General features: G+C 71.8%; 11 protein-coding genes. 7 read left to right on the top strand and 4 right to left on the bottom strand.

The features are described from left to right. Window positions 1–13: 13 nt before the first annotated feature. Both ACWGKJ_RS10125 and ACWGKJ_RS10120 read left to right on the top strand, forming a co-directional pair. Window positions 14–1,297 (top strand): adenylosuccinate synthase, encoded by a 1,284-nt coding sequence (locus ACWGKJ_RS10125; protein WP_385022635.1) that lies wholly within the window; start codon window positions 14–16, stop codon window positions 1,295–1,297. A 187-nt stretch (window positions 1,298–1,484) separates the two neighbouring features. Further along, on the top strand, window positions 1,485–3,089 hold the full coding sequence (locus tag ACWGKJ_RS10120) for a hypothetical protein (protein ID WP_385022638.1): 1,605 nt from the start codon (window positions 1,485–1,487) through the stop codon (window positions 3,087–3,089). A 67-nt stretch (window positions 3,090–3,156) separates the two neighbouring features. Here ACWGKJ_RS10120 and ACWGKJ_RS10115 read toward each other — a convergent pair whose 3' ends face one another. From ACWGKJ_RS10115 to ACWGKJ_RS10100, 4 genes are all read right to left on the bottom strand, one after another. Next, window positions 3,157–3,885, bottom strand: coding sequence for an alpha/beta hydrolase (locus ACWGKJ_RS10115; protein WP_385022641.1), 729 nt, complete (start codon window positions 3,883–3,885; stop codon window positions 3,157–3,159). Between the two features lie 135 nt (window positions 3,886–4,020). Further along, window positions 4,021–5,301, bottom strand: coding sequence for a methyltransferase (locus ACWGKJ_RS10110; protein ID WP_385022644.1), 1,281 nt, complete (start codon window positions 5,299–5,301; stop codon window positions 4,021–4,023). 20 nt (window positions 5,302–5,321) lie between these two features. Beyond that, window positions 5,322–5,747: an SRPBCC family protein gene (locus tag ACWGKJ_RS10105; protein ID WP_385022646.1), complete on the bottom strand. Its 426-nt coding sequence runs from the start codon at window positions 5,745–5,747 to the stop codon at window positions 5,322–5,324. A 54-nt stretch (window positions 5,748–5,801) separates the two neighbouring features. Beyond that, window positions 5,802–6,083, bottom strand: coding sequence for a hypothetical protein (locus ACWGKJ_RS10100; protein WP_385022649.1), 282 nt, complete (start codon window positions 6,081–6,083; stop codon window positions 5,802–5,804). A 425-nt stretch (window positions 6,084–6,508) separates the two neighbouring features. Here ACWGKJ_RS10100 and ACWGKJ_RS10095 point away from each other — a divergent pair, with 425 nt between their 5' ends. The 5 genes from ACWGKJ_RS10095 (at window position 6,509) to ACWGKJ_RS10075 (ending at window position 13,385) form a co-directional block, all read left to right on the top strand. Continuing rightward, entirely contained in the window at window positions 6,509–7,876 is a 1,368-nt protein-coding gene (locus ACWGKJ_RS10095) for an aspartate aminotransferase family protein (RefSeq protein WP_385022652.1), read from the top strand. 252 nt (window positions 7,877–8,128) lie between these two features. Beyond that, the gene (locus ACWGKJ_RS10090; protein WP_385022655.1) at window positions 8,129–8,941 is read left to right on the top strand and encodes a GntR family transcriptional regulator; all 813 of its coding nucleotides are present in this window, start codon (window positions 8,129–8,131) and stop codon (window positions 8,939–8,941) included. Then, the gene (locus ACWGKJ_RS10085; protein ID WP_385022658.1) at window positions 8,938–11,403 is read left to right on the top strand and encodes a dolichyl-phosphate beta-glucosyltransferase; all 2,466 of its coding nucleotides are present in this window, start codon (window positions 8,938–8,940) and stop codon (window positions 11,401–11,403) included. The genes ACWGKJ_RS10090 and ACWGKJ_RS10085 overlap by 4 nt, the downstream gene beginning before the upstream one ends. A 139-nt stretch (window positions 11,404–11,542) precedes the next feature. Further along, entirely contained in the window at window positions 11,543–12,193 is a 651-nt protein-coding gene (locus ACWGKJ_RS10080) for a hypothetical protein (RefSeq protein WP_385022661.1), read from the top strand. A gap of 112 nt (window positions 12,194–12,305) precedes the next feature. Next, window positions 12,306–13,385: an NAD-dependent epimerase/dehydratase family protein gene (locus tag ACWGKJ_RS10075; RefSeq protein ID WP_385022664.1), complete on the top strand. Its 1,080-nt coding sequence runs from the start codon at window positions 12,306–12,308 to the stop codon at window positions 13,383–13,385. Window positions 13,386–13,430 lie beyond the last annotated feature (45 nt).

Genomic DNA, 13,430 nt, shown 5'->3' with positions numbered 1-13,430 from the left:
GGGGTGTACGCCTGTGCCCGCACTTGTGCTGCTCGGTGCTCAGTGGGGTGACGAGGGCAAGGGAAAGGCCACCGACCTCCTCGGTGGATCCGTGGATTACGTGGTGCGCTACCAGGGCGGCAACAACGCCGGCCACACGGTCGTCGTCGGCGACCAGAAGTACGCGCTCCACCTCCTCCCTTCCGGAATCCTCTCACCGGAGTGCACTCCGGTGATCGGCAACGGAGTCGTCGTCGACCCAGCGGTCCTGCTCTCCGAGCTGAGCGGGCTGAACGACCGCGGCGTGGACACGTCCAAGCTGCTGGTCAGCGGTAACGCGCACCTGATCACGCCGTATCACACCACCGTCGACAAGGTGACGGAACGGTTCCTCGGCAAGCGGAGGATCGGCACCACGGGCCGGGGCATCGGCCCGGCCTACGCCGACAAGATCAACCGCGTCGGTATCCGGGTCCAGGACCTCTACGACGAGTCGATCCTGGAGCAGAAGGTCGAGGCCGCGCTCGACGGCAAGAACCAGATCCTCGCCAAGCTCTACAACCGGCGCGCGATCGAGGCCGGCCAGATCGTCGAGGAACTGCTCGGCTACGGCGAGCAGATGCGCCCGTACGTCGCGGACACCGCGCTCGTCCTGAACAAGGCGCTGGACGAGGACAAGGTCGTCCTCATGGAGGGCGGCCAGGGCACCCTGCTGGACGTCGACCACGGCACGTACCCCTTCGTCACCTCGTCCAACCCGACCGCGGGCGGCGCCTGCACCGGTACCGGCGTCGGCCCGACGAAGATCACCCGGGTCATCGGCATCCTCAAGGCGTACACGACCCGGGTGGGCGCGGGACCGTTCCCGACCGAGCTCTTCGACGAGGACGGCGACAAGCTGCGCTCGATCGGTCACGAGTACGGCGTCACGACCGGCCGCGACCGCCGCTGCGGCTGGTTCGACGCGGTCATCGCGCGCTATGCGACGCGGGTGAACGGTCTGACCGACTTCTTCCTCACCAAGCTCGACATCCTCACCGGCTGGGAGCAGATCCCGGTGTGTGTGGCGTACGAGATCGACGGCAAGCGCGTCGAGGAGCTGCCGTTCAGCCAGACGGACTTCCACCACGCCAAGCCGGTCTACGAGTACCTGCCCGGCTGGACCGAGGACATCACCAAGGCGAAGACCTTCGCCGACCTGCCGAAGAACGCGCAGGCGTATGTGAAGGCGCTGGAGGAGATGTCCGGCGCACCGATCTCGGCGATCGGTGTGGGACCCGGCCGTACCGAGACGATCGAGATCAACTCGTTCATCTGAGAGACATCGCGGACGCACTGAGCCAGACGCACTGAGCGGCGGCCGACCCGGACTCGGGTCGGCCGCCGTCGTCCGTCCTGAGCTGCGGATTGTCCGCAGCGAGAAGAGTTTCCCCACCGTGCCCCTGCTGTTCGCCCTGCCTGGCTACTCTCCACTCGCCCCGGCCCGGCACAGGAGAGGCACGTTGATGAGCACCCCGGCCCACCGCACCCCAGCCCGGCAGTTCGTGGCTGCTCCGATGCCGATCCGGCGGCGCCGCGACCGGGACCGGCCCGGGAGCGTCTCCGGAAGCCCGGCGGAGCGCGCCCTCCTGGGGATCCAGTCCAGCGCCGGCAACCGGGCGGCGACCGCGGCCGTGCAGCGCGCCAGGGGCACGGCGAAGGCGCCCAGGAACGCCGCCGCGCCGGAGAACGCCGGCGCGGCCCCCGCCGCCACCGGCACCGCCACCGGATCGAAGAGTTACCGCGACCGGATCGCCTCGGTCCTCGACCGGCTCAAGAAGAATCTCGAATTCATCGACACCTTCGTCAAGGGCGTCCAGGTACCGGCCAACGCGGGCTTCTCCCAGCAGGCCTCCGCGACGGTCGACGACGGCCTCAAACACTCCGCCGGCCTGTCGGGGACCTCCGCGGCTTCGGAGAACCTGGCAGCGGAGAGCGTCGGCGCCGCGCTCAGTGGCATGGAGGCGGCCAAAGCCAGGAAGGACGCCCAGAAGTACAAGAGCGGGGCCGCTTTCCACGGAGCGGACAAGAAGGCCAACTCCAAGTCGGCCGACGCGGTCATCAGCGCCGCCGGGGCCGGGAACTACGCCCTCGGTATCGCCAAGGAGCTGACCAAGGCCGAGCACGCGGCGCACGCCATGTCGGCGGCCGAGGCGAGCGGTATCGGATCCAGCGCCTTCGGTGCGGTGAAGGGCGCCCGTGCGGCGGGCCGGTTCGGCCTGACGGCCCGCAAGTACCGCGCCCTGAAAGAACTGCCCAAGCCGGACCGCACCGACGAGGGGGCGATGACCCGGCTGAACCAGGCCCGGCAGCAGGCTGAATGGGCCGCGGCCGAGGCGTATGTCGCGCTGGACGCCCACTGGGACCATGAGGGCGAGGACCGGCTGGAGCGGGTCTCCGACGCCATCGACGTGGCCTGGGCGGCGATGGGGGACGCCCGTGACGCCGCCCAGGATGTCCGGCGTGCCGAAGACGCCAACGCGATGGACACGGTGCACACGTACGCGCTCGGTAAGCAGCGCAACAAGATGGGCAAGCAGGCCCTCACCGCCGTGGGCGAGTCCACCAAGGCCGCGGGCGGCATCGTGACGGCGGTCGCCGCCACGGCGGGAGGCGCCGGACTGGCGAGCAACCCGGTCGGCTGGGGCCTGGCCGCCGGCGCGGCCGGTCTCGTCCTCGGCGTCACCGCCTACAAGGCGGGCCGCGCGGGCATGAAGCGCTACGAGGGGGCCCGCCACCCCGAACGCTGGGCACCGGAAGGGGCCCCGACGGAGCCCGCCTCCCGCGAGGAGGCGCTGAAGGAGGCCCTGAAGTTCTGGAAGAAGGTCCAGAACGGCGAACGCCAGGCCATGGCACGGAAGCTGTACGGACTGGCCGCGGGCGCGGACATCAACGGAAGCGGCGACACGTCCGCCGAGATGCGGGACTCGGCCAGAGCCCTGCTCATCGCTCTCAAGGCAGGCCCGGCCAACCACCGGCTGAGCCCGGAGGCGTGGGCGGCCTCCCTCAACGACCCGTCGAAGAGCGCGGCTTGGGTCAAGGAGATAGCGGAACAGCTGTCGTCGGCCTGAGCCCGGCCTCGGGAACGGGACCGCGGCCGTCCGGATGCCGCCGCCGGTCCGGGACGCCGCGGGACCTTCATACGCCCGAGAGCGCCACGTCCGCCACTGCGCGGGCCGTCGCCCGCCCGGTGCTCCGTACCGAGGCGTCGGCCCCCGGCAGACAGCGGCGCTCCGTGGGCTCGTACACGCAGCCCAGCACCCCGGCGTGGTCGGTGTCCGGTTCGTGCAGCTCCGAGTCCCAGCCGTGGGCGCGCAGCGCTTGGTGCAGCTCACGTGAGGCGTCGCCGGGTACGACGGTGTCCGCCGTGCCGTGCACCAGCCGCACCCTGACCGGTGTCACCGCCCGGCCCAGCGCCTGGAGGGGCACCGTGCCGGTGGTACGCGCCGGGCGCTGGTAGCCGCCCGCGACGCCCACCACCGCGGCGGGCCGCCAGCCGTCGAAGAGTTCCGGATGCAGCGCCACCCCCACAGCGGCTCCCGCCCCGGCCGACCAGCCCGCCAGGACGATCCGCTCGGGGTGGGGATGGTCGGTGAGGTCGCCTGCGTGCTCACGGGCGAACCGCAACGAGTCGGTGAGATGGGCACGGCCTCCGTCGGGCCGGTCCGAACGCCAGTCGGGTACCAGGACGGCAGGGCCGAGAGCGGCTATCTCCCGGGCCAGCGGGGCCAGTACGTCACGCTCGTCCGGCCCCACGCCGTGCCACAGCAGCACACACGGGCTGTCGCGCCGGGTGCCGGTGTAGAGGTCGAGCGGCTTTGTCCCGCCGTCGGTCGGGTACTGCGCGGTGCGGACCGTGACGCTCAAAGCCGTTCCTCCGGGCTGTGAGAAGGGGAGAGGGAGAGGGGCAAAGGCCGGACGGCGTGGACGGGCAGTCCTTGCCGCACCGGGTGGAGGGGCGGGGCGGCAAGGACTGGTCAGGGCCGGCCCCGGACAGAACAGCTAGCGCTTCACGGCCCGCAGGATCACGAACTTCGGGTCGCTCGTCACCACCCGGCAGTTGCCGAAGGTGCGCTGGAGCATCACGTGGTAGCTGAGGTGCCGGTTGCCGACGACCCACAGCTCGCCGCCCGGCCGCAGCGCCTCGCGTGCGCCGCGGAACATCCGCCGGGACGTCTGGTCGCTGGTCGCCTGGTGGGCGTGGAACGGCGGGTTGTTCAGTACCAGGTCGACCGAGCCGGGTTCCACCCCCGCGAAGGTGTCGCCGATGCGGAACTCGGCCGGGGCGTCCGGCCCGAGGTTCTTCCGGAAGGTGGCCTCGGCCGACGCCATCGCCTGGAACGACTCGTCGGTGAAGACGACTTCGGCCCGCGGGTTGGCGAGTGCGACGGCGGTGCCGACGACGCCGTTGCCGCAGCCGAGGTCGACCACCCGTTCCGGGCCCTCGTGCCGGGGCAGGTTCGGCAGGAAGAACCGGGTGCCGATGTCGAGGCGTTCGGCGCAGAAGACCCCGGCGTGGTTGACGACGGTCCGCCCCGATGCGGCCCCGACGCCGGCGGGGAGTTCGTAACTCCGCGGCCAGGGGCTGGGACCCGGGGCGAGCGCCGGGTCGGGGGTGCAGAAGATCAGCCGGGCCTTCTTCACCGCGAGGGACGTCTTCGTGGGCCCGATGATCTGCTCGAAGAGCTTGAGGGTCGAGGTGTGGATCTCCTTGACCATCCCGGTGCCGACCACGACGGTCCCGGCGTGCACGGCGGGTGCGAGCCGGTGCAGCTGGTCCTCAAGGAGGGCGAGGCTCTTCGGGACCCGGACGACCAGCAGATCGATCCGCCCGGGCGGTGCGTCCTGGGTGGAGAGCAGCCGTACGGCGCCGCCGTCGATGCCGTTCCGCTCCAGATTGGCCCGGGTCGCCTCCTGCCCGAGGAAGGAGTCGGTGATCTGGACGACCTCACCGGCCACGCCATCCGAGGCCCGCGCCCCGGCCAGAGCAGTGGTGAGCGCGCCCCACCGGTCACCGGCCACGACGGTGGTGCCGGGCGGGATGTCCGTAGCGGCGCCCGGTTCCGTACGGCGCCCGGCACCGGCAGTCGGTCCCGTACCGGCGCCCGGTTCCGTACCGGTTCTCGGCTCAGCACCGCCGCCCGGTTCCGTACCGGCGCCGTTCCCGGCGAGATGGCGCAGTACGTACTCGTCGGCGGCGTCCCAGGCACGCAGCTGGTCGCGGGGGTCCTCGGGGAAGCGGGTGAGGGCGAGCGAGCCTGATGACGTCGGCAGATGGTTCATTGCCGACCAGGCTAGCCGTCTCAGGAGGCGGCCGTCTTCTCGGCCAGTTTCTGGAATTCGCCCAGGTCGTAGTTGGCCAGGGCCGAGTCGAGGTTGGTGAGGGCGCCCAGGTGCTCGATGAAGCCCTGGGGGTCGTACTCGATCTGGAGCGTCACCCGGCTCGTCGTGTCGGTGAGGTGGTGGAAGGTGACCACACCGGCGTGGTGGACGCCCTCGGTGGTCCGCCAGGCGATCCGGTCCTCCGGCACGACCTCGGTGAGTTCGGCGACGAAGTTCTTGTCGGCGCCGGGGATCTGCAGCTGCCAGGCGAAACGCTTCTCGTCGATCGGCTCGACGAGGCGTACGTGGCTCAGGAAGGCGGGCCAGCGGGTGACGTCGCTCCACAGCGCCCAGCTCACGGCGACGGGGGCGTTGATGTCCACGGTCTCGACCATCGATGACGACATACGTGCCTCTCCTCTTACGCGTCTGCTCTCGGGCCTCTTTCACGGGCTCGTTCTTCACGGACCGGCTACCCGGAGACTGTTCGGCCACACGGCCGGGCCGTACCCGCCGGGAGACGGACCCTCCCGGGTGCCGGGGAAAACGTCCGGTGCTGCCGGTGAGCCGTTTCCGGCCGGGGTCCCGGAGCCGGTGGTGGGGTGGGGCGCCGGGGGCTGCGGGCCGCTGTCGTCCATGACCGCGTACACCGCGCCGCCCGCGCCGACCGCCACGATCAGGGCTACGAGGATCAGCGCGACCGTCCAGTGGCTGTTGCGCTCGGCCGGTTCGGGGGCCGTCACGGGGGTGTAGTACCTGTAATCGGGGCGTGGGCGTGGGCGTGGTGGGGTCATGTCCGGTGGCGGCGGGGCCGGTGCCGGGGCCGGATCGACGCCGTGTGCGCCGGCACCTGCACGGTCGCCGCCCGCCCTGTCGCCATCCGCACAGTCACCATCCACCCCGTGGACATCCGCACAGTCACCGTCCGCGCCGACATGATCTGGATCACCCGGCTGAAGATTCTCCATCGCTGTGCCGCCTCCCCGTGGACGCGCCGCCGCGCGCCCCTGTGGAGGAACGCGCGCCCCTCGAAGGCGAGAGTAATGCGCCCCCATGGCGCACCGGTATGACTGGTGTCCGGCCATGCGACACCCTGCCGACGAATCCCGCCGAGTCCATACACGATGGCCATGTGCGCCCCCACCTGCGGCTCTCTACGCTGGCCTGCATGACCCCTCACATCCCGCAGCCCGATCCCCGCACGGGTGCGGCCGTCAAGGCCGCCGACCGTGCGCACGTCTTCCACTCCTGGTCCGCGCAGGACCTCATCGACCCGCTCGCCGTCGCCGGTGCCGAGGGCTCGTACTTCTGGGATTACGAGGGCAACCGGTACCTCGACTTCACCAGTGGTCTCGTCTTCACCAACATCGGCTACCAGCACCCGAAGGTCGTCGCCGCGATCCAGGAGCAGGCGGCGACGATGACGACGTTCGCCCCCGCCTTCGCGGTCGAGTCGCGCTCCGAGGCCGCACGCCTCATCGCGGAGCGCACCCCCGGCGACCTCGACAAGATCTTCTTCACCAACGGCGGCGCCGAGGCCGTCGAGAACGCCACACGCATGGCCCGGCTGCACACCGGCCGCCCGAAGGTGCTGAGCGCCTACCGCTCGTACCACGGCGGCACCGCCACCGCGATCAACCTCACCGGCGACCCGCGCCGCTGGGGATCGGACACGGCGACCGCGGGTGTGGTGCACTTCTGGGCGCCGTTCCTCTACCGCTCCCCCTTCTACGCGGCCACCGAGGCCGAGGAGAGCGCCCGCGCCCTCCAGCACCTTGAGGACACCATCGCTTACGAGGGCCCGCAGTCGGTGGCCGCGATCATCCTCGAAACCGTCCCGGGCACGGCCGGCATCATGGTCCCGCCGCCCGGCTACCTCGCGGGTGTCCGCGAGATCTGCGACCGGTACGGCATCGTCTTCATCCTCGACGAGGTGATGGCGGGCTTCGGCCGCACCGGCTCCTGGTTCGCCGCCGACCTCTTCGGCGTCACCCCCGACCTGCTGACCTTCGCCAAGGGCGTCAACTCGGGGTACGTCCCGCTGGGCGGTGTCGCGATCTCCGGCGAGATCGCCGAGACCTTCGCCAAGCGCCCCTACCCGGGCGGCCTCACCTACTCCGGCCACCCGCTGGCCTGCGCGGCGGCCGTCGCGACGATCAAGGCCATGGAGGAGGAGGACATCGTCGGCCAGGCCGCCCGCCTCGGCACCGACATCCTGGCCCCGGCCCTCGCGGACCTGGCCGCACGCCACCCGTCGGTCGGCGAGGTGCGCGGCGTGGGCGCGTTCTGGGCGCTGGACCTCGTACGGAACAGGGAGACGCACGAGCCCCTGGTCCCCTACAACGCGACGGGCGAGGCCAACGCCCCGATGGCGGCGTTCGGCGCGGCCGCGAAGAAGCACGGCCTGTGGCCCTTCATCAACATGAACCGCACCCATGTGGTGCCCCCGTGCAACATCACGGACGCGGAGGCCAAGGAGGGCCTCGCCGCACTCGACGCGGCGCTCGCGGTGGCCGACGAGCACGTGGTCGCCTGACGGGCAGTCAGGCGAAAGGGCGGGGGACGCCGGGGTGTTCAGCGCCTCGGCGTTCGCTGTTCCCGCTCGTGGACTGCCCGTCCCGGGCTGCACCGGCCGAAAGATCACCTCCGCCCTGATCACCGTCTACGCTCGCCCCGGAGGCTGCCCGCGCGGCAAAGGGGCCCGTGCGGACCGGGCCGGGCTCCGGGCTGATCCGGAGCGGTGGGACTGGCCGTAGGGTGTCCGGAGTCGGACGAGGGGAACAGGACCATGCCCGCGAGCGGAGCGGTGACCCGCAGTACTCTGCGGCAGCAGATCGCCGACGCGCTGCGTGACGAAGTGCTTGCGGGCCGTCTTCAGCCGGGCGAGATCTTCACCGTCAAGCAGATCGCCGAAGGGTACGGGGTCTCGGCGACCCCGGTCCGTGAGGCGCTCGTCGAGATGGCCGCGCAGGGGCTGCTCGACTCGGACCAGCACAGGGGGTTCCGGGTCCATCAGTTCTCGGTCGACGACTACTGCGCCATGGTCGAGGCCCGCTCGCTGATCGTCGACGGGATCTTCCGGCGGCTCGCGCTGCGAGGTGTGGCGGGTGAGCCGCTGCTGTCCGTGCGCCGGCGGGCCGAGGAGGCGGTGCAGGCCGCGCGGACCGGCAGCCTGGAGATCCTCATCGGGTACGACCTGCGGTTCTGGCGCGAGCTCGGGGCGCTCACCGGGAACCGCTACATCGCCGACTTCCTGCACCGGCTGCGGGTGCAGTGCTGGGTGTTCGCCGTGCCGTATCTGCGGGACCGCGCGCAGCCCACCGAGTGGCTGTGGCGGGGACACGAGAAGCTGGTCGACGCGGTGACGAGCGGTGACGGTGACCTGGCGCATGCGGTGATCGAGGAGTACAACGCGCACGCCGTCCGCTGGGCTGAGCAACTGCGCGCCACCACCGGTACGGCTGCGTCGTCCCGTGACGCACAGCCTGATCAAGAACAGCAAGAACAGCAAGAGCAGCAACAGCAGCAACAGCAGCCGTCCGACTGCCCGCTCCCGGACCAGCCGTCCGGCCGCCGTCCGGCCGACGGGGCCGCCCGGTGAGCGTCGTGGAGCCGGAGAGGGCGGAGGCGGTCGAGGCCACGGTGGAGCTGTCCGTCGTCGTGCCCGCGTACAACGAGGAGGGGCGGCTCGGCCCCACGCTGGACGCCGTCCGTACGTATCTGGACGCGCGGCCGGGCAGCTGGGAGCTGTTGGTCGTCGACGACGGTTCGGCGGACGGTACCGCGCGCATCGCCCGTGCGGCCGCCGCCGCCGACCCCCGGGTCCGGCTGGTCAGCAGCGCGGACAACCGCGGCAAGGGGCACGCCCTGCGGCTCGGTGTGGCCGCGTCGAGGGGCGTACGGGTGCTGGTCACCGATGCCGATCTGGCCACGCCCATCGAGGAGTTGGGGCGGCTCACCGAGGAGCTGGAGACCGGGTACGCGGCCGCGGTCGGCTCGCGGGCGCACCCCGAGTCCAGCGTCGAGGTGCACCAGGGGCGGCTGCGCGAGTGGATGGGGCGGATGGGCAACCGGCTCATACGTGCCGTCGCCGTCCCCGGCATCCGCGACACCCAGTGCGGATTCAAGCTCCTCGACGGCGACAAGGCGCGCGAGGCGTTCGCCGACGCCCGGCTCGACGGGTGGGGCATCGACGTCGAGATACTCCAGTACTTCCGCCGCCAGGGCTGGCCGGTCGCCGAGGTCCCGGTGCGGTGGGCGCACCAGGAGGGCTCCAAGGTCGGGCCGCTCGACTATCTGCGGGTCCTCGCGGAACTGCTCAGGCTGAAGACCCGCGCGGTCCGCCGCACCGACCTGGCCGTCTGCGGGCTCTTCCTGCTGGCGTCCGTCCTGCTCTACAAGAACCTCTGGGCCGACCTCGGCCACGGCTACCTCCGCGACTCGCTCCAGGACCAGAACCAGTGGGAGTGGTTCTTCGCGGTCACCGCGGACAACATCGCCCATCTGCACAACCCGCTCTTCACCACCGCGCAGAACTACCCGGACGGCGTGAACCTCATGGGCAACACGCCCATGCTGGGGCTCTCCGTCCCGCTCACCCCGGTGACGCTGGCGTTCGGACCGACGGTGACCTGGGCGCTGGTGCTGACCTGCGGGCTCGCCGCGACGGCCGCCGCCTGGTACTGGCTGATCGCCCGGCGCCTGGTCCGCAACCGGTGGGCCGCCGCGCTCGGCGGGGCGCTCGCCGCCTTCGCGCCGCCGATGATCTCGCACGGCAACGCGCACCCCAACTTCCTGGTGCTGTTCATGATCCCGGTCATCATCGACCGGGCGCTGCGTCTCTGCGAGGGGAAGCGGGTGGTACGTGACGGGGTGCTGCTCGGGCTCTTCGCCACGTACCAGGTCTTCCTCGGTGAGGAGCCGTTCCTGCTGGCGGCCCTCGGCATGCTGCTCTTCGCGGCGGCCTACGGGGTGCTGCGCAGGGAGGTGGCACGGGCCGCGTGGCGCCCGCTGCTCAAGGGGCTCGGGATCGCCGCGCTCACCGCGCTGCCGCTGGTCGCGTACCCGCTGGGCTGGCAGTTCTTCGGCGCGCAGAGCTACCACAGCGTGCTGCACGGGAACAACGCGGGCAACAGCCCGCGCGCCCTCGTCGCATTCTCCGGACGCGCCCTGTTCGGCAGCGACACGACGGCCGACAAGCTGGCGCTCAACCGGACCGAGCAGAACGCCTTCTACGGCTGGCCGCTGGTGGCGCTGGCCTTCGCGATCACCGTAAGGCTCTGGCGGCACGCGCTGGTCAGGGCGCTGGCCTTCACGGCGGTGGCCGCCGCGGTGCTCTCGCTGGGCCAGAAGATCCGTATCCCGTACACCGATGTGGTGTTCCCGGGCCCGTGGCGGCTGCTGGCGCACCGGCCGCTCTTCGAGTCGGTGATCGAGGGCCGGGTCGCGATGATCTGCGCCCCGGCGCTCGGCGTGTTGGTCGCGCTGGCCGCCGACCGGCTGATCCGCAGCCGTGTCCACGCGTACCGGGTCTGCGGGGCGCTGGCGGTGGCCGCCGCGCTGGTCCCGATCGTGCCCACCCCGATGCCGGTGCAGAGCCGCCCGGACGTCCCGGCGTTCATCGCCGACGGACTGTGGAAGAAGTACGTCGGCCCCGGCGAGTCCGTGGTCCCGGTGCCGCTGCCCGACCCGGGCAGCGCGGAGGCCCTGCACTGGCAGTCGGCCACCGGGGTGCGCTTCCCGGTGCCGGGCGGCTACTTCAACGGGCCGTACGGACCCGAGCGCACCGGCATCTACGGTGCGCCGCCCCGCTACACGTCGAACCTCTTCCGGGACATCCGCTACGGCGCGAAGATCCCGGAGATCGGCGCCGGCTGGCGGGCGCAGGCGCGTTACGACCTGGCGTACTGGAAGGCCGGCGTGGTCGTCATCCCGCCCGAGGACAACGACGCGGCGCTGTATGTGACGGTGCAGAAGCTGCTGGGGCGCCCGGGGCAGCGGATCGGCGGCGCCTGGGTCTGGGTGGTCGGCAAGGAGAGCGGCGCGACGGCTTCGGCGCGGTAGGGGCTTCTGTACGGAACGGAACGGAACGGGCCGGAGGAGCCCGGGGTGGCCGGGGGTCTTCGCGCAGCGTGAACCGCGCATTACGCTGGCCGGACAAGCCCGCTCGGGGGGTGACCCCCGAACCCCGCTAGGAGCCCCGTTGGCCTGTGACCTGTGGCTGGTCCCCCTCGTCGATGTGCTGTGCCACAGCCCCGACAACCCCTTCGCGGAAGAGATAGCCGTCTACGACAAGGCGCTCGGCGAAGCCGGTCTGCCGTCCGTACCCGTCTTCGCCTATATGCCGGGGCTCTCCGGCGATGTGGCCCCGGTGGCCGGTTTCGACTACGACGCCCTGCACTTCCTGCGGCGCGCGTACCTCCTGAAGATCTGCGGCCTGGAGGTCGCCCCGGTCGACCACCTGGGCGGCGACTACGAACAGCTCCTGGAGATGTTCGAGTCCACGGCGCAGCAGTCCCATCTGGTGTGGCACTACGACCACGCGGGCGCCTATGTCCCCGTCGACTTCGGCGCACCGCTCTCCAACGACGAACTCCTGGAGGGCGGCGGCCCGCTGGGCTCCGCCCATGGTCTGCTCCGGGAGCTGGAGCTGGTGGCCGGGGCCATCGGCATCGACGCGGCGAACCCGCCGGCCACACCGCAGGCGCCGTCCCGGCCGACGTCGCTGGAGGAACCGGCGGGCCCGGTCCCGTCCGACGACGGCCCGTTCGCCCGCGAACGCCATGTGTGGCTGGGACTGCACGCGGCTGCCACCCGCAGCCTCGCGCAGGGGTCGATGATCGTCTTCAGCTGACCCGGCGGAGTGCCGGGGGAGGGCCCCGGGAGCACGAGCGCGGCTCCCCGGGTGCCCTCCCTCCCGGGCACGTCAGGGCCGGGCGCGGGCGACGGGTCGTACGCTTCGGGGCATGCGTGTACTTGTCACCGGAGGCGCGGGCTTCATCGGCTCGCACATCGTCGCCGACCTCACCGCCCGTGGCCACGAACCCGTGGTGTTCGACGCCCTGTTGGCCGCCGCCCACGCCGAGCGGCCGTCCCCGCCCGGCGCGGGCGGCGCCGAGTGGATCGAGGCCGACGTCCGCGACCGCAGAGCCGTGGAGGAGGTCCTGCGCGGGGTGGACGCGGTCTGCCACCAGGCGGCGATGGTCGGCCTCGGCAAGCACTTCGCCGATGCGCCGGAGTATGTGAGCTGCAACGACCTCGGCACCGCCGTTCTGCTCGCCGCCATGGAGGGCGCGGGCGTGCGCGATCTGGTGCTGGCCGGGTCCATGGTGGTGTACGGGGAGGGCCGTTACGACTGTGACCGCCATGGCACCGTCCGCCCCGGCCCGCGTGCGCCCGCCGGTCTGGCGGCGGGCCGGTTCGAGCCCGTGTGCCCGCAGTGCGGTGCGGAGCTGGCTCCGGGCCTGGTCACCGAGGAGGCACCGGCCGACCCGCGGAACGTGTACGCGACGACGAAGCTCGCCCAGGAGCATCTGGCCGCCGCCTGGGCCCGTGCGACCGGCGGCCGGGCGATCGCGCTGCGCTACCACAACGTGTACGGGCCGGGGATGCCCCGGGACACCCCGTACGCGGGCGTGGCGTCCTTCTTCCGCTCGTCCCTGGCGCGTGGCGAAGCCCCGGTCGTGTACGAGGACGGCGGCCAGCGGCGGGACTTCGTCCACGTACGGGACATCGCATCCGCCAACACCGCGGCGCTTGAGGGCGTTTCGGCCCGTGCGGACGGGGAGCTGCGCGCGTACAACGTGGGCAGCGGGGAACCGCACACCATTCTGGAGATGGCGGCGCTGCTCGCCACCGCGTACCCGGGGCCGGCCCCGCGGGTGACCGGGGAGTACCGGCTCGGGGACGTCCGCCACATCACCGCCTCCTCCCGGCGGATCCGGTCCGAACTGGACTGGCTGCCTTCGGTGCCGTTCCCGGACGGGGTGGCGGAGTTCGCCCACGCGCCGATGCGGCCGACGGCCGACACCCCGGCCCCGGCCTGAGGCCCCGGGTACGCCTGACGCCCCCCGGCTCGGGTGAGTTGGAGC

Source organism: Streptomyces sp. NPDC054757 (assembly GCF_053612185.1).
The sequence above is the reverse complement of the archived record's forward strand: the minus strand, read 5'-3'. Positions and strand labels throughout refer to the sequence as shown.

Bases quoted from the DNA above. Each gene is read 5' to 3' on its own strand.
- ACWGKJ_RS10120 (WP_385022638.1), top strand. From the start codon at position 1,485: ATGAGCACCCCGGCCCACCGCACCCCAGCCCGGCAGTTCGTGGCTGCT.
- ACWGKJ_RS10110 (WP_385022644.1), bottom strand. From the start codon at position 5,301: ATGAACCATCTGCCGACGTCATCAGGCTCGCTCGCCCTCACCCGCTTC.
- ACWGKJ_RS10105 (WP_385022646.1), bottom strand. From the start codon at position 5,747: ATGTCGTCATCGATGGTCGAGACCGTGGACATCAACGCCCCCGTCGCC.
- ACWGKJ_RS10095 (WP_385022652.1), top strand. From the start codon at position 6,509: ATGACCCCTCACATCCCGCAGCCCGATCCCCGCACGGGTGCGGCCGTC.
- ACWGKJ_RS10090 (WP_385022655.1), top strand. From the start codon at position 8,129: ATGCCCGCGAGCGGAGCGGTGACCCGCAGTACTCTGCGGCAGCAGATC.
- ACWGKJ_RS10075 (WP_385022664.1), top strand. From the start codon at position 12,306: ATGCGTGTACTTGTCACCGGAGGCGCGGGCTTCATCGGCTCGCACATC.